The 21152-nt window shown below is 63.5% G+C and carries 19 protein-coding genes; 9 read left to right on the top strand and 10 right to left on the bottom strand.

The window, feature by feature from the left end:
* Nucleotides 1-433: 433 nt before the first annotated feature.
* Nucleotides 434-1318, top strand: a complete 885-nt coding sequence (locus ACZBH1_RS02775) for a hypothetical protein (RefSeq protein ID WP_463645433.1) — start codon at nucleotides 434-436, stop codon at nucleotides 1316-1318.
* 163 nt (nucleotides 1319-1481) lie between these two features.
* Here the strand turns inward: ACZBH1_RS02775 and mcrC are convergent, their stop codons facing one another.
* The 4 genes from mcrC to ACZBH1_RS02755 all read right to left on the bottom strand — a co-directional run bounded on the left by mcrC (nucleotide 1482) and on the right by ACZBH1_RS02755 (nucleotide 7110).
* Complete coding sequence (gene mcrC, locus ACZBH1_RS02770) at nucleotides 1482-2570, bottom strand: 5-methylcytosine-specific restriction endonuclease system specificity protein McrC (protein ID WP_463645432.1); 1089 nt, start codon at nucleotides 2568-2570, stop codon at nucleotides 1482-1484.
* Nucleotides 2537-4774 carry an AAA family ATPase gene (locus tag ACZBH1_RS02765; protein ID WP_463645431.1) on the bottom strand — a complete coding sequence of 746 codons (2238 nt, stop codon included), beginning with the start codon at nucleotides 4772-4774 and terminating at the stop codon, nucleotides 2537-2539. The genes mcrC and ACZBH1_RS02765 overlap by 34 nt, the downstream gene beginning before the upstream one ends.
* Before the next feature lie 138 nt (nucleotides 4775-4912).
* Nucleotides 4913-6355: a PD-(D/E)XK nuclease family protein gene (locus tag ACZBH1_RS02760; RefSeq protein WP_463645430.1), complete on the bottom strand. Its 1443-nt coding sequence runs from the start codon at nucleotides 6353-6355 to the stop codon at nucleotides 4913-4915.
* Between the two features lie 164 nt (nucleotides 6356-6519).
* Nucleotides 6520-7110 carry a hypothetical protein gene (locus ACZBH1_RS02755; RefSeq protein WP_463645429.1) on the bottom strand — a complete coding sequence of 197 codons (591 nt, stop codon included), beginning with the start codon at nucleotides 7108-7110 and terminating at the stop codon, nucleotides 6520-6522.
* 115 nt (nucleotides 7111-7225) lie between these two features.
* Between ACZBH1_RS02755 and ACZBH1_RS02750 the strand changes: the two genes are divergently transcribed.
* From ACZBH1_RS02750 to ACZBH1_RS02730, 5 genes are read left to right on the top strand one after another with little or no spacing between them, the layout of a single operon-like run.
* The gene (locus ACZBH1_RS02750) at nucleotides 7226-7456 is read left to right on the top strand and encodes a helix-turn-helix transcriptional regulator (RefSeq protein ID WP_463645428.1); all 231 of its coding nucleotides are present in this window, start codon (nucleotides 7226-7228) and stop codon (nucleotides 7454-7456) included.
* 46 nt (nucleotides 7457-7502) lie between these two features.
* Nucleotides 7503-7760 (top strand): glutaredoxin domain-containing protein, encoded by a 258-nt coding sequence (locus ACZBH1_RS02745; RefSeq protein WP_463645427.1) that lies wholly within the window; start codon nucleotides 7503-7505, stop codon nucleotides 7758-7760.
* Between the two features lie 8 nt (nucleotides 7761-7768).
* Nucleotides 7769-8218, top strand: a complete 450-nt coding sequence (locus ACZBH1_RS02740; protein ID WP_463645426.1) for a hypothetical protein — start codon at nucleotides 7769-7771, stop codon at nucleotides 8216-8218.
* Nucleotides 8219-8222: 4 nt separating this feature from the next.
* Nucleotides 8223-9116: a splicing factor U2AF large subunit gene (locus tag ACZBH1_RS02735; RefSeq protein ID WP_463645425.1), complete on the top strand. Its 894-nt coding sequence runs from the start codon at nucleotides 8223-8225 to the stop codon at nucleotides 9114-9116.
* Nucleotides 9113-9379 carry a hypothetical protein gene (locus ACZBH1_RS02730; RefSeq protein ID WP_463645424.1) on the top strand — a complete coding sequence of 89 codons (267 nt, stop codon included), beginning with the start codon at nucleotides 9113-9115 and terminating at the stop codon, nucleotides 9377-9379. The genes ACZBH1_RS02735 and ACZBH1_RS02730 overlap by 4 nt, the downstream gene beginning before the upstream one ends.
* A 168-nt stretch (nucleotides 9380-9547) precedes the next feature.
* On the opposite strand, the gene ACZBH1_RS02725 is transcribed toward ACZBH1_RS02730, so the two are convergent.
* From ACZBH1_RS02725 to ACZBH1_RS02715, 3 genes are all read right to left on the bottom strand, one after another.
* The gene (locus ACZBH1_RS02725; protein ID WP_463646649.1) at nucleotides 9548-10039 is read right to left on the bottom strand and encodes a recombinase family protein; all 492 of its coding nucleotides are present in this window, start codon (nucleotides 10037-10039) and stop codon (nucleotides 9548-9550) included.
* A 68-nt stretch (nucleotides 10040-10107) separates the two neighbouring features.
* Nucleotides 10108-11118: a zeta toxin family protein gene (locus tag ACZBH1_RS02720; RefSeq protein WP_463645423.1), complete on the bottom strand. Its 1011-nt coding sequence runs from the start codon at nucleotides 11116-11118 to the stop codon at nucleotides 10108-10110.
* Nucleotides 11115-11342: a hypothetical protein gene (locus tag ACZBH1_RS02715; RefSeq protein ID WP_463645422.1), complete on the bottom strand. Its 228-nt coding sequence runs from the start codon at nucleotides 11340-11342 to the stop codon at nucleotides 11115-11117. The genes ACZBH1_RS02720 and ACZBH1_RS02715 overlap by 4 nt, the downstream gene beginning before the upstream one ends.
* 447 nt (nucleotides 11343-11789) lie before the next feature.
* On the opposite strand from ACZBH1_RS02715, the gene ACZBH1_RS02710 reads away from it, so the two are divergent.
* Nucleotides 11790-15134: a DEAD/DEAH box helicase gene (locus tag ACZBH1_RS02710; RefSeq protein WP_463645421.1), complete on the top strand. Its 3345-nt coding sequence runs from the start codon at nucleotides 11790-11792 to the stop codon at nucleotides 15132-15134.
* Here the strand turns inward: ACZBH1_RS02710 and ACZBH1_RS02705 are convergent, their stop codons facing one another.
* Nucleotides 15135-16829 carry an Hsp70 family protein gene (locus ACZBH1_RS02705; protein ID WP_463645420.1) on the bottom strand — a complete coding sequence of 565 codons (1695 nt, stop codon included), beginning with the start codon at nucleotides 16827-16829 and terminating at the stop codon, nucleotides 15135-15137.
* Nucleotides 16766-19000, bottom strand: a complete 2235-nt coding sequence (locus ACZBH1_RS02700) for an NACHT domain-containing protein (protein WP_463645419.1) — start codon at nucleotides 18998-19000, stop codon at nucleotides 16766-16768. Before ACZBH1_RS02700 ends, ACZBH1_RS02705 begins: the two co-directional genes overlap by 64 nt.
* A gap of 60 nt (nucleotides 19001-19060) precedes the next feature.
* Here ACZBH1_RS02700 and ACZBH1_RS02695 point away from each other — a divergent pair, with 60 nt between their 5' ends.
* Both ACZBH1_RS02695 and ACZBH1_RS02690 read left to right on the top strand, forming a co-directional pair.
* Nucleotides 19061-19777, top strand: coding sequence for a hypothetical protein (locus ACZBH1_RS02695; RefSeq protein WP_463645418.1), 717 nt, complete (start codon nucleotides 19061-19063; stop codon nucleotides 19775-19777).
* A gap of 40 nt (nucleotides 19778-19817) precedes the next feature.
* Nucleotides 19818-20735, top strand: a complete 918-nt coding sequence (locus ACZBH1_RS02690) for an HNH endonuclease (protein ID WP_463645417.1) — start codon at nucleotides 19818-19820, stop codon at nucleotides 20733-20735.
* Here ACZBH1_RS02690 and ACZBH1_RS02685 read toward each other — a convergent pair.
* Nucleotides 20680-21150 carry a very short patch repair endonuclease gene (locus tag ACZBH1_RS02685; protein WP_463645416.1) on the bottom strand — a complete coding sequence of 157 codons (471 nt, stop codon included), beginning with the start codon at nucleotides 21148-21150 and terminating at the stop codon, nucleotides 20680-20682. The genes ACZBH1_RS02690 and ACZBH1_RS02685 overlap by 56 nt on opposite strands.
* Nucleotides 21151-21152 lie beyond the last annotated feature (2 nt).

The following is a 21152-nucleotide window of genomic DNA, read 5'->3' as shown; positions in this document are numbered from 1 at the left end:
GAGGACGGGTTTTGGATCGCCGCCCCGAGCCGGTCTCATCCTATTCACGACCGTCGGCCAGCAGGCCCCGAAATGTCGGTGCGCGTCTTCAGTCCTCACATTCGGGACGGTTGCATAGGGCCCTCGCCAGTGGACCGAACTGAGCGCGGCAAGCGCGCTTCCCGCGGGTTGTACCAGAAATAGCTCGTGCGATCCCGACGGCGGCAGCATCGCTGCACACCGCATCGCGCCGCCGAAGCTCGACACTCCGCTGCTCGTCCCCGTCGGGGCTGGAATCGCTGTCGATGGCGGCTTGAGGGCCCCAACCAAGAATGCGTATCCGAGCACCGAATGGGCTAACGTCTCACGGCGACGCGCGGAGGTCGATCGGCTTCAGGGCGGTCATGCTGCGGGTCGTGTCGGTCAGCGTTGTCGTCCCGTACGATCACGCAGCATGGGGTCGTTTGAATGTCTGGTCGGGACTCGGAAGGTTGTCGTCACGATCGGAAGGAAGACGCAGACCGTCGCGATCTGCCGACCCGACAACAATCGCGGATCGTATGAGCGCAAATTTCGATTGCGGGCCGAGGAACCGCTGGTCGCCGAGGAACTTGAGAAGTTCACGTTCCTGGACGAACTCGGTGCATGGCTGGTCCACAGAGGCGCTATCGAAGAGCTATCAGCCACCCACTCCACGGAGCGTCCGTCGTCAAGGGGCGGATCGCTGATCGACACGAGCAGAGTGGACCCGAATTGGATCGCGCAAGCAGTCGCGGTCGTCGACTCCGAGATCGACCGACTCGTAGCGGACTTCATGCTGAGCCCGTACTTGCACCGCGTCGAGCACAGCATGCACGCGCAGTTGTTCTCGAACCTCAGCAGGCGAGATCTCTTCGTCGGTCATCATCCGATTGGCGCATCTGGACAAGTCACCCAGCTCATTCACAAGGAGTGGCCGGAGACCTTGGTCGACCTGGCGTCTGGATCTAATCGGCGCGGCTCGTTCGATCTCGCGATCCTCTCGCCCCATCAGCTCGCCACCGCAACTCTTGACGACTTGGTCTACGGGCGTATCGAGGCTCCGATTGTGATTGAGATGGGATTGAACTACCGTCACAGCCACCTTCATCAGGACTATCTGAAGCTGCTTGCGAACAACGCCCCCCATGGATATCTGGTGCATCTGTCGCGTAACCGTGGCTGGGATACGGAGGTGGAGGGCTTCCTGCTTGAAGAGAGTCGCGACCGCAGGGTGAAGATCGCGATCGGACACTGGGAATCCGAGAGGCGAGCCGTCAAACCGCTGGGCGATGAGCAGTTTCGCTTCCTTGCGGACTAGTGCATCGCTCGTTGACGCACGTTGCGAGCCGCAAAGTTGATGACGAGGACGCGCCCCCTTGCGGTTAGGGCGGCACCCGATGAGGTGCACACCGTCCGACAAGTTTGGAGTGAGAGCGAGCGGCGGGGGAGCCTCGATGAATCAAGCTCCCCGGATGAATCGCTCAGGCGGCGACCGGAGCTAGCCAGCCGAGCAAGCCCTCGAGTCGTCCAGCGATCGATTCCCAAGGTTGGTTCAAGTCAAGTGTTTGAGCACCGATTCTGTTTCCTTGGACGATCACGTCCAGCTCAGGTTGCGCGATTGCCTCGGTCTGTGCATAGAGCAGGAGGCCGCTAACTGCGCCGGTGCGCTTGCGATCCTCGTTCTTGACGTAGGCAAGCACCTGATACAGGTTGCCGGAGTGGACGGTCTCCTTTCCGCTCAGACCCTGCTGGAGAGTGCGCCCGTAGTACTTGGCGTCGATGATGAGCGTTCGGTTCCCGGAGCGAAGCGTGACGTCGGTGCGCATTTCGGGTAACTGTCCGCCGAAGAGGCTTGGCTGATCGAGATCCCACGGAATGATGCGCGCTCCCGGAGAGAGCTCGGGATGGTGGAACGCGTAGTACTCACGCAGAAACCGCTCGTAGAGCACGTTCATCTTCTCGTCGGGGAGCCAACTTGCAAGCCGGGCCGCGCCAGCGGACTCAGTGGGGAGCAGCCCGAGGACGATGAGTTCGCAGACGCCGAGCAGGAGCCGATACGACGCGTTCGATCGGTGGTACGTGAGTGACTCCCAGCGGATCGACCTCGGCGCAACAGTGGTCACCGTCTCGAGATAGGGGAGCACCCGACGGAGTGCGTCCTTCCGTGGCGGCGACACCTCGCCGTGCCGGATGAGCAGGATGATGGCGGCTTTCAGCGCCTGATTGTGCGGCGTGTCGATGTCGTACTCGTCGAACTCGCAGACCAGGTGCCCTCGGGTGATCGAGCGGGTGCTAGCCGTGCGCCCAATGTTTATGCGGCCGCGTACAGTGGCCAGTTCTTCACTCATCGCGAGGTAGTCGCGGTGAAGGCCGCGCTTGACCTGTGTGCCGACGCCGAGGGCAAGGATCTCAGCAAGGAGATCGTGCAAGTGGTCGAACTTCTCGCTCGCGATGCGATCGGTGCCTTCGTTACGCACGGTCCTGAAGGCGTACGCGAGCATGACGTACACGTTCCGGATGGCGATGCTGCGGTCGATCACGCGATAGCGCCCCGCAACCTGGTTGACCATTGCTGGGCGACGTCGGGCTCGTCGAACCAGTACTCGTCGAGGAGGGGTACGAGTTCGTCCTCAACAATGGAGTACAGCCACTCGTCGTCGATGCCCTGATCGGGCGGTGCGCCCAAATAGCTGTGTCCGACAGCAAAGCCCGGGCCGAGCGCCGGGTCCGCCGTGATGGCACGGTTGAGGTCGAGGATGACGCCAATCAGCGCATCGAGCGCCGGGCTCTGCACCGACTCCTGCCAAGACGTGAAACCGGTCGAGTCGAAGCCAGGGGTCATGTGAAAGAAGCCGAAGCGTCTGCGCAGCGCATAGTCGAGGACCGCGAGGCTCCGGTCCGCGGTGTTCATCATCCCGATGATGTGTACATTCGGTGGGACAGAGAACTTCTCGTTCTTGTATAGGAGGCGCAACTCCTGGCCGCGCTTGTCTGCCTCGATGAGCATGAGGAGTTCTCCGAGGATCTTGGAGATGTTGCCCCGGTTGATCTCATCGATGATGAAGAAGTACGGGCGACTGACATCGTCCTTCCGCGCCTCCTCGCAGAAGCGGTAGAACGGGCCCTCGGCGAGCGTGAACCCGCCAGACTCGGTCGGTCGGTAACCCATCATGAAGTCCTCGTATGAGTAGCTCTGATGGAACTGCACCATCTGTACCCGAGGAAGATCCTTCGCGCCCATGATCGAAAAGGCGAGGCGCCGGGCTGCGAACGTCTTCCCCACTCCCGGCGGTCCCGCAAGGATCACGTTCTTCTTCCGCAGCAGAAGCCCACGGAGCCGCTCGTATGCATCCTCCGTGAGATAGACCTCGTCGAGGAACGCCTCCCGGCTGTACGACGGCGGAGGGGTAACGAGTTCGACTTCCTCGTGGTCGTCGTCCTCCTCGCCTGCGAAGAGTGCCTCAAGGTTCCCGACGTAGTCCCGGTAAGACGTGATGTCGGTCAGGGTCTTCACGGCGGCGTCACCGGGATGCTCCCACGAGCCAACATGAGTCCAGTTCACGGACCGAACGTGACGGAACTGCCCGCGCTCGGGCTCGAACCTAGCTTCAGAGATCACCTCCCCTCGGCCGACGAGTTCCCGCCTGCCGCGTTTGGCGTAAACGACGTCGCCCACCGCGATCTCGTTCTGGAACTGCCACAGGCAGAGCACGTCATTCTTCAACGAGGACGTGGAACCGGATGCTGCTGCCAGATCAACTCGGATTGCTTCGCGGTCTGGATACCCGGCGAGGTCGCCAATCTCATCCCAGCCGAGCGCCATGATTCCCTCGGCGCGAAAGGAATCCCACTCTGAGGCTTGCGCCCCCGGTGAGTAGAGCCAGTGGTGCCGTGGACGCGGCTCGTCAACGGTGGGCTTCAGGGGCTTCACGGTGTCCCACATGGCGCGGACATTCGGAGTCCAGAAGTGGAACGGCTCCGCTATCTCTGCGGCCAGCGACGCCCGGATGGCAAGCAGATCGCGATCCAGGGACTGAGCGTCAACGCCGCTCGCCCCGCCGATCCGGTCGGCAAGTCCAGTCCGGATCTGCGTCTTCATGTTCACCGACGAGATGGGCTCAAACACGTCAGGGAACGCGAGAAAGAGCATTGCATTGCGGATGTCGGGGGTTCCGCCGTCCCCGATGTCGAGCATGATGCGCTGGACCTGCCACGGGTGGCCCATCGCGGCTCTGCGCTCCTCATCTGACAAACCCCGCCATTCACGTACAAACGTCGCTGCCCAGATCAGGTGAAGCCAGAGCCGACCGTTGTAACCCTGATTGCCTGCGAAGCCTGCATCACCAGAAGGCCGATCCAGCGCGTCGTTCATCCATTCCGGAACCTCAGGGACCGGCTCCGCCAACTTCAGGACCCGAGTCAGATGCTGTCGGCGTGTTGCCGGTGAGGCGTTCGAAACCGGCTGCTCACGTAGGAAGACCAACTCAGCCGCCATCAGCACGACATCGCGCGAAGCACCCGCGAGCTGAAGCTCCAGCTTGTCCCACTGGCCGGCATCCGGGCCGATCAGCGGATTGTCCTCGATCCGCCTGCGCAGGTCTTCAGCGACCGCCGCTGTCCAGACGGTCGCCGCTGGATCGATGACCGACCGACCATCCCCCAGCATGTGGTCGAAGACTTGAGCAACCTGCCGCGCAACGGCCATGTCCGCTTCCGGGCGGGACGGCAATGCGAGGGCAATCGTGTCTGCGTCATCGGGCAGGGTGTTCGCCATTCTCAGTGCTCCAACGCTCTCGCTACGCTCCACCGCACGGGACACGATCGAGGAACGAGTCTCAATTGACCGTATCGAGTTTCACCGTTTGAGGAGACGCGATCAACGCGCGGTGTCGCCTTCCGCACCGATTGACGCTCATACCGAGTTCGGGCGGTTGAGCGCGGCGGCGCCGATCAACTGGAGGCTGGTGTTGACGGCATGGGTGGCGTCGATCAGACCTTGAACGCTCTGGTCAGGTGCTTTCACGTAGCGGTACACGAAGTCAGGCGCGAAGTGGCCGAAACGCCCGCGCGGCATTTCATCGCCGTTGGGCGACGCAAGGATGTCGAAGAGCGATGCAAAATCGAACAACTCGGGATGCTTAGAGGCGAACGCCTCCCGAGCCTGTCTGTCCGTAACGGACCGCCCGGAGAGGTGGGGGAGGACTGCGCACAGTCGAAACTGTCCCTCTTGGTACTGCCACCCTGCCTGAATTTCGACGCCGTCGACGATGATGTGCCGCCTCCATCCGACAAGAGGATGTCCATGGCTGATGGCTGCCTCCGTCCAGCCCACGCCGGGGCCTTCTGCGGCGAGCACTGTCTGAACCCGGCGAGCACGGAGCTTTCGGAGCGCCGTGCGGGTTTGCGACGAGTCGATCTCTGAGAGTTCAGTGCTATCCAGCCACGCGGATTCGCTGTTCGCGTGGACAACAGTCGTGTCCAACAAAGCGCTCAGAAGCCGCACGACGCGGGAGTAGCGACGGAGGGTTTCGATCTCGTAGCTCTCGTCATCGACGTCCCCGAGGGCGACGTCAATGCGCTCAGCGAGGTCCTGATAGCTCAGATACCTCCAACCGTCGATAGGTTCACGGGGCGGAGACATGCTCAGGAGAACGTGCTGCGCGACCGCGCCCTTCCAGCGGGCCGTCTTCGCCCGGTACTCGTTCAGCTGATCGGCTTCGGGAAGCGAGAACACCTTGTTCTCGATGACGAGCGGTGCAGCGTCGGGCCAGTGCAGGACGAGATCGAGGTTCTCGCGTTCCCGCTCTACGTGTCGGTGATTCGCGTCGTCTTCGGTGTTCATGGAGAGGTCGCGGAAGACGGCGTCAGCGAGCTCCGGTAAGGCGTCGAAGAACCATGCGAGGAAGTTACTGTGGAACAGCTCGCGCTGCCCGTACATGATACGCGCGAGGGGCTCGACGTTGAGTTCCCGGGCGATGACCGCGACCGGCTTCTCTTCGCTCGGAGGGATGCCGTCCAGATAGAGACGCACGGGGTTCGCGGCACCTCGCGGAGGTGCAAGGCGCTCGATGCTTGTTCCGACGACCCCCAGCTCTGGCGCCGGCACGCCGTGGAAACCCCAGCGCCCTTTCGACTCCCCAGAATGCCACGACTCGATCCGATACGCGCCGCGCACAATCCCGCCCGCGACACCAAGTGCGTAGACCGCGCGCTCTCGCGTGGTCACGCCCACCTTCCAGTACATGCGCGTCGCGTCGTATGTGGCCTGATCCCCTGCGCCCGGCGCCCATGCACGATTGATGACGAAGATCACGGTCGGAGCGGCGACAGCGGGTATCGGATCGGGCTGGTGCATGACAAGAAGCTATCGGCAGTTGTGGCCCTGCAAGGTTGACGGTGAGTTGGCAGCAACGACGCACCGCAATCGCACGTGGATCAAGTTCTACGGAGCCGATCTGCGTGATGTGTCTCGGGTCGTTGATCTTCGCGGCCCACATTGTTCGACGCTTGGGCACTCAGTCATCCGCTCGCTGGCCGGCCCACGTTCGACGTCATTCCCGCCAGCCAGCCCGCAGCCCTGGCCTTCTGAACCCAATCCGAGGCGGTGCGCTCGGGCACATCGAGCTCGAGCGCGATGAGCTTGACGGGTGGAAGGTCGCTGAGTGCAGCGGTGCCGTAGAGGATCTCGATCACCTCCCACCGCTCATCCTTCATCCCTCGCTTCACGACGGCTTGTGCCATCCATGGGGGGATGATGCGGCCCTCCGCTGTGGTGAGAGCTGCGACCGTCGTCCACGGTGCGTTGGGGTCCTCGTCCAACTGAAGTGCGACGCAGTGCGGGATGGCGACCTGCAGGATCGCCTGCGGGGCTGCGTGCTTGAGGCGGTCTTCGTTGAAGTCTTCGGCAATCGCCCGATTGACGATCGTCGTGATGATGTAGCGACCACGCGTCGTGCTGTAGTGAGCCTCGATCGTCGTCTCGACTCCGGTCGTCTCGTCGACGGCGGTCGCGACGAATGCAGGCGCGATTCGTAGCGCAGATCCGACCGACTGTGACGCAGCATCCGCCGACATCATCTTGCCATCGGGGGTCTTCACGTCGACCTTCACCCCCTTATCTTGTCCTACTGGAGAGGAGTTCTGCAGAAACGCTTGACTAAGGATACGCATTAGGAGTGTACTGCTGTCAAACGTCAGATCGGATCCGCAAGAGGAGGCGAGTTCCATGACGACAGCGATGAACTCCGACACTTCCGGCCTCAGCCACGTCTACCTGAGTCCAGACGAGCTCGCGGCTGCTCTTCCGGGCGTCACCAAGAACACTCTCGCGATGTGGCGATACGAGAAGAAGGGGCCGCCGTACCGCAAGCTCGGCCGCATCGTCGTGTACGCAATCGACGAGGTCGAGGCGTGGATCGAAGACGGCGCTCGGGCGGGCGGCCCCCATGCGCACTAGCAGGTCGTCTCACGATCACGGACTTGACCACCACTCGCCGGGGCGGATGATCATCGTCTACACGACCGGGCCCGAGTGCATCCGGTGCACGATGACCAAAAAGCTGCTCGCCCAGGGGGGGATTCGATTCATCGAAGTCGACATCCGAACCAACCCCGCTGCTCGCGAATACGTCATCGATGATCTCGGATATACGCAAGCACCGGTGGTTGTCGTCAGCGACGAGGACCACTGGAGCGGATTCCGCCCCGACAAACTCGTTGAGCTTGCTTCGCGTCCGGGGGTACTCCGATGTGCGCCCTGAGTACCCCAGTGGACGGGGAGAGCCTCGCTGAAGCAGGCGAACGGATCCGCGCCGCGGCGCCGATCCGTGGCGAACGCGCGACCGACGAGGACTGCCGCATCCGTCGCGAACTCATCAACGACACACTCGTGGCTCGTGGAGTCGGACCACGCGAACGCAACTGGCACACGGCTCAGCTCGTCGAGGGTCACGTCGTCGGAGTCTGGGCCGACTCCGACGATGAGGCAGAACTCGACCTCACCGTGTGGTGGAGTGTCCGCTGCCACTGGGTCGTCATGGATCCGGGATGCAGGCTATTCCGCGAGTACTTCCCGCGAGGCAAGCGGTCAGCGGTCGAGGCCGACCGTCGGTTTCCGCTGGCGCCGCCGCGCAGCATCCATGATCGCTTCGAACCAGCCGACTCTTTGCTCGACAGAATCTGGGCACCGAGGCGGTCTGACGCGTCGATGACGAGGTGACCACGTGCCCGACGACGAAGCCGAGCGGCTTGAGCGCGAGAGCGAGGACATCCGGCTGCAGATCGCCCACGCACGAGCGGCGATCCACGACCGCGAGAAGCATCGCAAGGAAGCGCGCCGACAGTATGCGCGCGACTACTACGCGCAGCATCGTGAGGAGTATCTCGAGTACCAGCGGCGGTACCGCGCCGAGCAGCGGGCGAAGGATCCTGAGGCATACCGGCAGCGCAAGCGCGAGCGGAATCAGCGCTGGCGTGACAAGCACAAAGATGAGGTGAATGCGCGACTCCGCGAGAAGTACCGCGAGGACCCCGAGAAGCATCGGGAGCGTCGGCGCGAGTTCTACGCCGGGCACGCCGAGGAGCAGCGGGTGCGCCGCCGCGAGTACTACGCGCGCAACAAGGAGAAGCAGAATGCGGCCCACCGCGCCTGGCGCGATCGCGAGAAGCGTCGTCGTGACGCAGGGCTTCCGGTGCGTCGCATCCACCGCACGACGAAAGCTGAGCAGTTGGAGAACCGCGCCGCCGCCGACGAGTTCTTCTCACGGGTGCGGACGAAAGAGGAACTCAAGCTCGCCATGAAGAGCATCGAGACTCCCGCCGACGAGTGGGCTGCGTGGAAGCGCGATTGTCTCAAGGCCCGTGCGGGGTACGCGCTTGCAGAGCAGAAGGAAGAGTTGGCGCGGCTGCAGAAGGAACTCGGCCGCGTGAAGCCCGGCCCCAAACCGAAGCCGCGTCCGACGCCGCGAGAGATCGAGGAAGCCCGCATCGATGCCATCGCCCGCCAGGTCAACGAGCGCTTGCGTCACCGTGAGCAGCCCCGGCAGCCACACCACCTCGACCCCGCTGCGCCGCATCCGATGCTGCACCCGAACAACCCAATGGGAATGAGCCGATGAAGACGATTGACCGCAGCCACGCCGAGAAGGTGCTCTACCGCGTCGCAATCTGCGCGTTCACCTACTACCCGGAAAAGCCCGAGCAAGAGCCCGGCTACCACGTCGAGGAGGACGTCGCGTGGTGCGCGATACCGCTCGAGAAGCGACTGCCGCCGCCAGATCTCGAGATGTTGCGCAACACGATCCGAATGCTGATCACTGTACCGACGGCAGACCGGCGGCCGTTCATCCTGAAGCTGTCGGAACTGTCGGGTGATGAATGAGGGAGTCGTTCCCTCCCGGCGGCCGATCGTAGCGACCTACGTCGTGCTCCGTTCCGGCCCTGCGGCATATCCTCCCTCGCTGCGCTCAGTCCGGTAATCCTCGGACTCGGCACTGCGCACGCCTGCGGTCGCGATGTGAGCCACTGCCGGGAGGAACCCGACGAGTGGTCAAGGTCTGTCGGGGGACGCGGCAAGGGAGCGTTGAACGGCGTTCGCGCTCACGCCGAGAACGCGGGCGATATGCGTCACAGGCCGGCCGAGATTTCGAAGCTCTACGGCCATCGCAACCCGCTCCGGGGTCATGACTGTCGGGCGGCCCGGTCGCCGACCCTCGCTAGCCGCGGAAGCCATCCCCGCCCGAGTCTGGAGACTCGATAGCCGACGCCGCAGCGATTCGAGTGCAGCGAACACGTCTGCCGGGTCGACCTGCGCGCCAGCGGAGAGGGTCGGATCGGAGAGCGAACGGAAGCTAACGTCTCTTGCCGACAGCCCCGCGACCGTACCTAGGAACTGTGGGACTGTCGGTGCTAGCATCGCCGCGCTGGTGACGAGGAGGGTGTCGCCGGGCTGCAGAGACTCGAGACACTCGCGGAGCCCTGCACGCTTGGCGGAATCGGCGGAGTCCTCATCGATGTATACAGCGGTGGCGCCGGCGAGCATCAGTTGCTCCGCATCCGACGCCGTCCCGAGTCCCGGCGCGAGCTCGCGCGAGTAGCCGACTATGCGGGTCACCGGGAGATGCCCCCACGCTCCGGGCCGACAGGCACGATCACCGGGGCCGCGACATCCACTGCTTGCTCCCGCGCGAGCGAACGGCGCAATCCCACGAGGTTCGCCACTGTCTTCTGCTCGATCGCGATCGTGAACTTGCCGTCGCTGCGAACGTGCAGCTCTGGAATCACCTCGCGAAGCGCCACCTCATGCAGATCCACAAGGAGGTCCGTCACGCCGGGCGGGAGTTCACGACGGGAGGCCGCGAACTCGGTCACGTGGTGCAGTTCGCTCAGCCACTGCGTGGCGTCGAACCGGCTCAGTCGGGCTGACTGGGCAGCTTCCAACGCCGCACCGGCCCCGCGGAACGCGTCGCCGCCATCGACGCGGTGAGCGTCGAACGCAGTCTCCCCGCTTCGCTTCAGGATCGTGAGGCGGTCGGCGGATGCTGCATCCTCGACCGCCGCGACGAATGCGCGCGTCGCCTCGAAGGCTCGATCGTGAGCATCACGGCTCACAAACCGAGCGGGGCCAGAGGCGTGAACATCGCGAAGGTAGAGAGACGCCACCGACAATAGGCTCTCAGCGCGTCGGGAAGCCACCACGACGATGCGGGTCTGAAACCCCTCGCCGGCGAATCGCTCTGCCGTTCCAATCGCGACCATCGGATCGAGGAAGGTTCCCTCGAGAAGGAGCGAGCGCTTGTTCTCCCGTGCGTACCGAATGCAGTCGCGAACCCATCCAGCGGTAGCCCGTGCGAGTCCCTCTCGGGCTTCGGTCTCGCTTGACACGAGAATCTCCGCAAGACGGGGATGGAACGCCCGGAGATCGTCACCGTTGACGACTGCGGCCGCCTCCTCGGCAACGAGTGCGCTCGACACGCGAGATCGTCCTGCCCCAGGCTGGCCAGTGAGAAGGACAAGGCTCGGCGCAGCATCCGGTTCGGTGGGCGTCGGGAAGAGCAACGGAAGGATGCTGCGTCGAAGGATCTCGTCACGGTAGACATCCTCGAGTTCCCACCTGCTCACAGCTTCGGCTCCGTCAGCTCTTCGATTCGAAATCTGATCTGGTCCGTGAGCGCGGCCACGGCCGCACGATCGAATGAGTCCACGCTGAGAATGCGGGCTCGGAGCTGCCGGGCCTCGTCAAGCGCGGCTCTCCTTGCTGAGCCTTCACTTGACTCCCGAAGCAGAAGCGCGGTGAGCAACGTCGCCGATTCGCGCATGCCGTCATATGCGACGACGTCATTCACACGCCACGCATTGCTCCCAGCCACACAGGCCTCCCGTGCTAATGCTAGCCCTGCCACCGAAATGGGTGGTTCGCGCAGTTTCGTCTTCCGCGCCGCGCGGCGCCTAACGGATCTGGGTTCGCGTCCGTACCAGTGTGAGCGTCGTCGTCTTGATCGGGCGCACTGAACCGATGGCTCCCGGCTTCCGAAGGCGAGTGAGTACACGAATCTGGAACGGCTCGTCGTCGATCTGATCGATGACCTCTACCGTCCGACGGAGCGGCGGTGGTCCCGGTCGTAGAGGACGTCCCTCGATCCGAATTGCCGAAACCGACATGGTGCGGCACATGTGCATCGTGGCGCATCCGGGCGGTGCTCCAGCAGGAGCGCTATCGTCGGCGGGAGGGAGAGGGGTGAGCGAGAGGCAAACCTTTCGGGTCACTCCCTCGTCGTTCGAGTGGGGGTTGTATGTTCGCCGACGGGGTCGATCTCGTGTACTCGCCGGTTCGATCACCGGTGGAAGCCTGGCCCGGGCAATTCGACCGCATTCTCGTCATCGGGAACGCAGACGATGAGCTGGCGGCCTGGGTTGAGACCCTGCCTGCGCGGAATGTCCGCGCCACGGCCTTCCCGTCGGCGGCACGGAAGTTGCACAACGGGATCTACGGAGCGCTGGACGAAGGTGAAGTTTCACTCATCGTGGTTGCTGGCGCCCAGGACGTGACCCGGTCGGAGGCAGCGCGCATCCGAACCTGTCGTACGCATCTCGCAGACGCGTACGAGGCGCTCGAAGACCATTGGCGAAACTCGCGCGAGTTCGTTGGATCCTCACCGTTCCAATCCGGCGACATCGTCCGTCCTCTTGGACAGAGGGAACTCGGACGCGTCGCTGAAGTCAGCCGAACACCCGAGGGCCATTCCATCATCGTGTCGATCGGCGGTCGGCGACTGACCTATTTCGCGTCAGACCTCGAGCGGATCGAGGGAGACCCAGACTCCGCAGAGTTCTGGTTGCGGCAGGAAGCCGCTGGCGCGGAGGACATCGCGCGGACGCTCACGTGGACCAAGCTCGCGTACCCGCTCTCCGACTTCCTCTACTCATACGCAGCCACTCGCACGGCGTTCCGTGGGTATCAGTTCCTCCCCGCGATCAAGATCCTCAACGGTGTGAGCGGGAAGCTGCTGATAGCGGACGAGGTCGGTCTCGGCAAGACGATCGAGGCTGGACTCATCTGGACCGAGCTCGAACAGAGGTTGCAGATCGAGCGGGCCCTGGTCGTCGTTCCAGCGGCGCTGCAATTCAAGTGGAAGCGCGAGATGGAAGCCCGCTTCATGCGCAAGCTCGACATTCTCAAGAAGACGCAGATCGCCGAGTTCCTCGCTGAGATCCGGGCTGGTCGAGAGCCAGCGCTTATGGGCATCATTTCCATCGAAGCTCTTCGTAGCGATGCGTTGTTGCTGGCGGAGCTTAACGAGCTGCGACCGCGTTTCGACCTGGCCGTCGTTGACGAAGCGCATGTCGTTCGCAATCGCGGGACACGATCGTGGGAGGTCGGAAACTTCCTGTCCGACCAAGCTGACCATCTTGTGCTGTTGTCGGCGACACCGCTGAACCTCGGTCAGCACGACCTCTTCAACCTCGTCAACTTGCTAGACGCAGGGGCCTTCCCCGACGTGAATGTCTTCGTTGATCAGCTGCGCCCCAACCAGATCCTCAACCGAATCTCCAGGGAGATCAGTGACGCTGACACGAGGTCGAAGCAACGGGCGCTCCAGACCTTGCGCGAGCTGCATCGCCTCCAACACGGGGAGGTAATCACGCGGCATCCCGACTACAAGAGACTGCGCGCGATCCTGACGGATACTTCGCCTCTGGATGCTGAGCAGGTCACGTCGATCAAGCGACTGGCCGGAAACCTCAACACACTCAGCAGCGTACTAAACCGCACACGCAAGGTGGACGTCCAGGAGAAGAAGGCGCTCCGTGTGGTCGAGGACGTCGTCGTCGAGTGGACTCCCGAAGAACGCGCAGTCTACGACGCAATCGAGTCTTACTACATCGCGGAGGCCACAGACCGTTCCGTTCCGCGCGGGTTCATGCTCCAGATGCCGTTGCGCCAGGCCTCAAGCTGTCTCCACGTCGCCTTGGAACGGATATCCCGGCGAGAAGGCTGGCTGACCGAGGACGAGCGACTCACTGACTACGACGGAGCACTCGACCATGAACCGGGTCAGACTGGCGTATCCCGTACGCCGCTTGCGACTCTGAACACTGACTCGAAGCTGGACGCACTCCTTCGCCGCCTGCGCCAGGCGAGAGCGCAAGGGCTGACCAAGGTCCTGATCTTCTCCTTCTTCCGTGGCACGGTGGAGTACCTGACGCGGCGACTCGCTCCCGAGTTCCGCACGCGCTACCTGCACGGTGGTGTCGCGCCGGACGAACGGGATCAGATCATCACGCAGTTTCGCGAAGGCGACTTCGAGATCCTGGTCGCCAATCAGGTGGGTTCCGAAGGTCTGGACTTCGAGTTCTGCAACATCCTGGTGAACTACGACCTCCCGTGGAATCCGATGCAGATCGAACAGCGAATCGGCCGGCTCGACCGCATCGGCCAGGCCAACGAGAAGATCTTCATCTTCAACATGTCGATCCCGGGAACGATCGAAACTGAGATCGTCGGTCGTCTGTACACCCGGATCAACATCTTCGAGGAGTCGATCGGCGACCTCGAACCCATCATGCGCGAAACGATGCGGGAGATCAGCGATCGGCTCCTCAACCCTGCACTCTCAGACGCGCAGCGGCATGCCGAGATCGACCGCCAAGCCCAAGTCATCGAGCAGAACAAGGCCGATATCGAACAGCTCGAAGAGAACTCCGGGCTCCTCACGACGGTGCGCGAACTCGAGATCGACGGCTTGACAGAGACCGGTCCGGCAAGCGGCCGGTACGTCGGCCCCGGCGAGCTGAGGCGGCTGCTTGGTTACATTCTGGGCAAGTACGACGGGCGGCTCGTCACGCGAGGCGGTCGCACGCTCTTGACTGGTACTCCCGAGCTAGCCCGGGCAGTGCGGGGGGCGGCAGCGAACACTCAGAACGGCACCGTCCTCGGTGCCCAGCTGTACGCATACCTTCGGGACCGCCAGCCGATCGACGTCATTTTCCGCCCCGAGGACGAGGTGCCCGGGGAAAACGTCGAACTGATCAGCGGGAGGCACCCGCTGGTCAGGCTCGCGGTGGATGAGCTTCGCGCGGATTCCCTGTCTCGCCCACGGTTCGGGCGCGTAGCGATCGGGAAAGGCGGAAGCAGACATCTCGTATCGGTCTCTCTGGTGGAAACGCACGGGCTCCGCAATCAGAGGGAGTTGTGGGTCACTGCAGTCGACGCAGGTTCTGGCGAGAGACGACCAGCCCTCGAAGAGGAAATCCTGGTGGCCCTCGCAGAGGACACATTCACCGACACCAAGGGACGCGGCGAGGGCGCGATGCTCGCTCCCGTGCTATCGAGCCTAGACGCGATCGAACGTGCACGCGCGGCGGAGGCGCGCGCCATACGCGCAGCGGAAAATCACGCCCTCGTCGACGCTCGCATCGAATCCAAAGAGCACACGATACACATCAAGCTTGCCGGGGTGCAGAAGCAGTGGGACGAGCGGGTTTCAGAAGCGAGCGATCCCGGCTACGTACGAATGATCCGCGGGCGACTCGATGGCTTGCGGGCCGATCTCGATGCCGTGCGACCGGAGCATGAAGACCGACGTCACTTCGTGCTGACAAGCGAGAGGGTGGCGCTGCTCGAAGTCATCGCGTGATCAGTCACCCGATTGGTCGTACCACCACTCGCGCGACTGCACTGCCTCGCGGCTCGAGCGGATGGTGATCGAGTCCGACTCGCCACCGGTGCCCTTGATCACAGGCCACCGCTCGATGAAGAGTTCGCGGCTGTGACCCATCGTGTCGCGCAGGAATACCCGGCCGTTAGGCTCCAGGCTCAGAACGGGATTGGGGTTCGTACCGAACCCGAACTTGATGCCGTCCACTTCGCGTCCGTCGAGCAGCAACGTCAGTTCCTCGCCAGACACGGAACGCGCACGCAGATACCCCGAACCAGTGCGGGGGAGCTTGGCTGAAGTGAACCGATGGAGATACTTCACGCTGTTCTGGTGGAACACCTGAAGCTTGTTGTAGAAGGGTGTGTACGCCTCGTAAACCATGTGTTGCGCTGTTTCGTCACCATTGCGCCATTCCAGGTAGAAGTCGAACCCAGGGCGGTGCAGATTGAGGCTTTCGTATGCGCGGTTCTCGCCGAGTCCTCGCGCGATGAGCTGCTCCGGGCTCTCCTCGCGATAGATGCGGTCATGACCGAAGATCTCGCCGAGGCGCTCGGCGACCAGCGGAACGCGAGACATCCCGCCTGCCAGAAGGACGTACGAGATCCCGTCTGCAAGCAGGACGTCCTCCAGACCTCGGGCTTCCTGTGGTGTCAGGCTCTCGGTCGAAGTGCGCGTTGCAACTTGGCTCATCAGGGCCGCGCGCATGACCTCCCACATGCGCGTAAGAGAGTCTCGGAGTAACGGCGCGAATGCACTCTCGAATTCTTCACGTGACAGCGATACCGGTGGAACCTCAAGGGTGGGGTGGGGCACGACTACGGCGGTGTCGGTGACGTCCGTTAGTGCAATCTTCGCTTCGCGGGCTGCGCGGAGAAGCCATCCGCGTAGCTCTTTGCCATAGCCCGGGCCATCCGCGTCGAAGCCCTCAGCGCGTAGCTTCTCCTTGATGACGTCGGCGAGGGCTTCGTCGACACGATCACCGGCGACTGCGGTGCCGTCCGCCGCCTGAACCGCAATGTCCGTTGGTCCACCCGGCTGCGCATCGACGTGAAGGACCGCGATGTCCAACGTGCCGCCGCCCATATCGTAGATGAGCAGCTTGCCGCGAATCCGTTCGGTTCGGCTGGAAATCCATGCGACCCCCGCAGCGATCGGCTCGTCGATCAGTGTCGCGTTGCGCACTGCCATTCCCGCGCGGTTGGCCAGACCGATCAGGCGCTTGCGCTGGGCGCCATCCCACATCGCAGGGCACCCGAGCCGCACGACGACTTCATCGTCGGTGACCGAGACACCTTCTTCGGAAGCGCGGACCGCAATCGTCGACAGCATGTCGGTGATGGCATCGTCGGCGCTCGCGAAGACCGTTCGATGGCCGTCGCTGAGCTGCATCACCTCCCGTCGCTCGGTGATTGCTCGCTTTACTGAGCGGATCAAAGATGGCTCTGCGAAATCGGCAGCGTCATCACCGGCAGCCCATTCAGTACCTTGCAAACCGACGATCGACGGGATCCATGCCTCTCGCCGGCCGATCGGAACGACCTCAGCTCCGAACGCTGTAGCTTCGGATAGGAGGGACGTCGACGTCCCGAAATCAACGCCTCGGACTTCGTTCAATTGCTCTCCCCAGTGACAAGTGCTTTGACCAGCACTTCTCGCTGGTCGCCCCTTCTCCACACATAGCCGCTACGTCCGACAATGACCGGGGCGCCGTCGGCGGGCCGACCACCGGGAGCTTCATGGAGCGCCGGATCGAATGCCACGTTCTCACCGCGCACTGAGCTGGCTTCAATCCCACGACGCCGGACCTGCTGGCGAAGGCGCGTGAGTAGCGTGTCCGGATCGCCTTTAGGCCCCTCTGTCTCAACAGTCGCGAGGTTCTGCGCGAGCAACTTGTATGCATCGCGTTCTGCCTGAGCCAGTGTCGAGTCCCGCGCGGCCGCGCGGGACTCAGCGGCCTGCCCGAGGCGGCTCTGAGCGTCGGCAAGGCGCTCTGCCAGAGCCTGCAACTGAGCGTCGCGTTGTGCGACCGCCTCTGTTGCAGCGGCAGCCGCCCGCTCCGCCCGCTCGACTTGCGCCTGGAGCTTCTCAACCCGCTCGGCTTCTGCGATTGCAGCCAACCAGAGACGTACCTGGCTGTCCCGTTGAGCGACACCTTGAAGTGCTTCGGTCGCGATGGCTGGTTCGACGATGGAAGAGATCGTCGTGGACGAGAGCAACCGAAGAAGTCGGCGTCGCTCTGACGCGCCACGTACCGCGGTTGTGGCGATGTCCTTGATCTCGTCGAACCAACCCGCGTTCTTCAGGAGAGGCGATGTCGCCTCGTCGAATACGGTCAGATCATCCGCAGTGAGGTCCTTCAGCCAGTCTTGGCGCGCGGTAGCCGCCGGGTCGAGGCGACCGACGGCGGCAGTAACACGGAAGCGGGCCTCGGTCCAGGGCAATTCAGTGACACGCGAGCTGAGCCGCCGAAGCTGTTCTTGGTCCAGCGATTCCGCACCGGAGACCCACTTCGAAATCGAACCGAGCATGCGCACCGTCGCGTGGCGCGCCGCATCCGAATCGGACCGTCCAAGAACTGACAGCGCATCGACGGCCTCCAGCATGTCCGCCGCTGGTGGCGTGAGCCGCGTCAAGGCGTCTGCAGCGCGGGTGAGGCGACGAATCGCCGTGGACAGCTGGGTCTCGGGCAACGCCCGCGTTCGACGGGCCAGAGCTCCGAGTTGCGAGGCCGCACCCGGCTGCGAAGCCCACTCGCTCAGGAACTCCGGGCCGATCACGTCGGTCAGCGTGATGGCGCGCAGCGCCTGCCCGCGTGCTTCAGGATCGAGGCTCTCGATCGCATGCTTCACGTCGGCGGAGGTTGCCAAGGATGGTGGGAGCTGAGCCTCGAGATCGACCGCGAGTGATTGCGCGCCATCAACTTTGCGCACAAATACCAGCGACGCGAGGAACCGATCCAGCGGCGCGAGGTCACGTGCGAGGAGTTGCTCTAGGTCGTTCTGCCACGCAGGATCGTCGACGCTCTGATTCCGCAGCGTCTTCCAGAGCGCGGCGGCCTCTCGATCGATGGATGCCGCGGCGACGCGTTCCGGTCGAGCGGGCGGCACGGGTGGCTTCGTCAGGTCCTGTTTCTGCTGCTCGCGCTTCGAACCGCTCCCGGTGGTCTTCGATGACCGACGAGGGGCATTGAGGGTCCCAGTTGAGCGTTCTGCGTCGGTGTCGTCTTGTGTGGCGGTCGCATCATGTTGCTTCACGGCGGCTTGAGACTTGCGCTGCTTGAGATCGTGCCCTGCCTCTTCCGGAATTGGGCGTGGTCGTGCATCAGCAGAATCTTCCGCTCTGACCACAGCCGGCGCGATGACGTGTGCCCAGTCCGACTCGTGACCCTCAGGTACGACGGATGGAAGCACGTTGCTAGTCCACGAGTACTTGCGCTTGAGGCCCGTGCCCTCCGCATGCACCGATTCGAGCTTGTCCAACTTCGGTCTAACGCGCTCCCAGACCTTCTGCGCATCCACGCTCTTGGCCGAGTTCGAGATCTTCGCCTTCAGGTCCTTGACTGGGACGTCCCTTTTCGGTTCCACAAGGAGCAACGTCACAAGCTGCGGTGCCAGGCCGGCGTCTTCCCAATAGGACTTCAGCAGATCTGGATAGGCCCACTGGAGAAACGACATGCTGCCGATGCGCGCCTTCGTTCCCTGTTTGTGGGTGACGACAGCTGTGCTGCCGTCGGCCCACGTCACCTCGCACTCGAACGGTGCGGAGTGCGGCTTTGCGTCTCGGGCATGCAGACGGCCAATGCGCCGCGACGCGCGATCGACGAACACGTAGGTTGGGTCTGGCACGCTCTGAATTCTACGAGTCGGGTATCTTCGGGCGTGTCGGCGGTTTCTCGGGAGTTTGGTATGCGCAGCCTGTTCCTCTTCGATGCAGTCGACGCGGACGGCGTCGTCAGCGAAATCGGCTGCGTGGCGTCTTCGGAAGCCGATGCCACGCGCCTCCTGCAGACCGAGGGGTTCGAGGTGAGCTTCCGCGAGCAATTGCGGCTTTCAGGCGACTTCGCCTCGCACCATCCGGTGACCGAAGTCGCCGCTTCTTCGGCGCCGTCGGACTCGTCTGATTCGGGCGCCGATGAGCTATCGGCGGTATCTGCAGATGTAGACGAACTGGGCGCCGTACAACCTGACGACGCACTCATTAAAGATCAGGTCGAAGGAGCTGGATTAGCATCTGCCATCGCGTCGTTGGCTCGAGACGCGGCGATGCTTGACATCTATGCGGCCGGCCTCGACGTGCAGACGGTTGCGCGAGCGGTCGGAGGAACGCCCCGTGAGGTCGCGATCCGGCTCGCGTATCGCGCACTCGGGCTGAGCCTTACCGAACTCGAGAGTGCCGACGTCCCCGCGTTCGCTCGCCTACGTGACCCAGGCATCGCCCAGGCATTCCGAGAAGGACGCACGGTGACCGTGATCGCCTCCGAGCAAGGCATGAGCGCGCTCGAGGTCGCCTGGATGCTACTCGACGACCCTGGCAGACCTGTGCAGATCGCTGCGGCGCTCACCAACGATCTGCGGGCGCAAATGTCCCGCTCGGCGCACCCACCTGGGCCGGGCGCAGGATAGATTCGAGCCGCGAATGCGTCAGACTCGCAGAATGGGATCCGTGACGACCACAGTCGAGCAGCAGCTGGCGTGGCGTAAAGCCGCGTGGAGCAGCCTTCTGGCGTCGCACCCCACTGCGATCGCACCGGCATCTACGGTCCGGTCTCTGGGTCTCTACAACGGATACCGCGGAGTGTGGGTGGACAAGGCGAACACGGCGTGCGCATCCGCGACGTCGGGAATCACCATCGGTGTACGACACGACGGATCGAGCTACGCCGACATACTGTCCGCGACCGGCTTGGTCTACAAGTTCCCCGAAACCGAGCGCGCCGGCCACGATGAGCTCGAGATAGAGGCTACCCGCACCGCGATGCGCCTCGGCTTACCGATCTTTGTCGTCAGCGGACACAAGGATGCGCCCACACGGGAGGTACGCCTCGCGTACGTCGAGGCGTGCAACGAGGAGGCACGCGAGTTCCTGCTCGCATTCGTGCCCGAACCGATCCTTGGTCCGCGCCATCCCATCCTCGCCTCCCAGGACTCGGCTCCCGAGTGGCTCGCGAGCCGCATCGCGGCCCGCGCAAACGAACGCCGATTCGCGTTCGAGGTGATGGAGCTGTACGGACCCCGCTGCGCGGTGTGTGAGATCGACGAGCGCGCCCTCCTGGCGTCCGCTCACCTGCGCCCACGCTTCGCGAAAGGCACCGACGAGCCGCAGAACGGCCTCGTTCTTTGCGCGAATCATCACGTCGCGATGGACGCCGGGATATGGCGCGTGAACCCGAACGATGCCCGCGTCGTCGCGCGCTCCGGAATCGACTTGCGGCGAATCGGGGTAACACGGTTCGACCTGTCGCTTCTTCGCGCGCAGCCGAGTGCCGAGTCGCTTGAGTGGCTCTGGAAGCTCGACTTCAAGCATGTCAATACGATGATGCGAGCCCGCCGGTCGTACGCGGGTGAGCTCGCGAATCGATAGCCCCCCGCACAGCCACCTGAATACGGTCGGCAGCGTCGCCGGCTGCTTCGTGTTCCCAGACCCGCACTACAAGCCAACCCGCATCCGTTAGCCTCCGGTCCGTGTCGCGGTCGCGGGCGACGTTCGCCGCGAGCTTCGCCCCCCAGTAGTCGGCATTCCGCTTCGGCGCGGTGCCGTGGATCGGGCATCCGTGCCAGAAGCATCCGTCGATGAAGACCGCGATCCGCGCGCGTGTGAAGACGATGTCAGCCCGGCGCCGTAGACCCGGGACGGGTGCGAAGTCGACCCGGTACCGCAAGCCTCGCGAGTGCAGTTCGTGCCGCACGGCGAGTTCTGTCGACGTGTCGCGACGCTTGTTCGCGAGCATCGACTTCCTCGTCCCATCGGACGAAGCCCAGGACGCTGTTTCCGCCATTC

The sequence above is a fragment of the Microbacterium sp. ZXT2-5 genome, assembly GCF_055329545.1.
The sequence above is the reverse complement of the archived record's forward strand: the minus strand, read 5'-3'. Positions and strand labels throughout refer to the sequence as shown.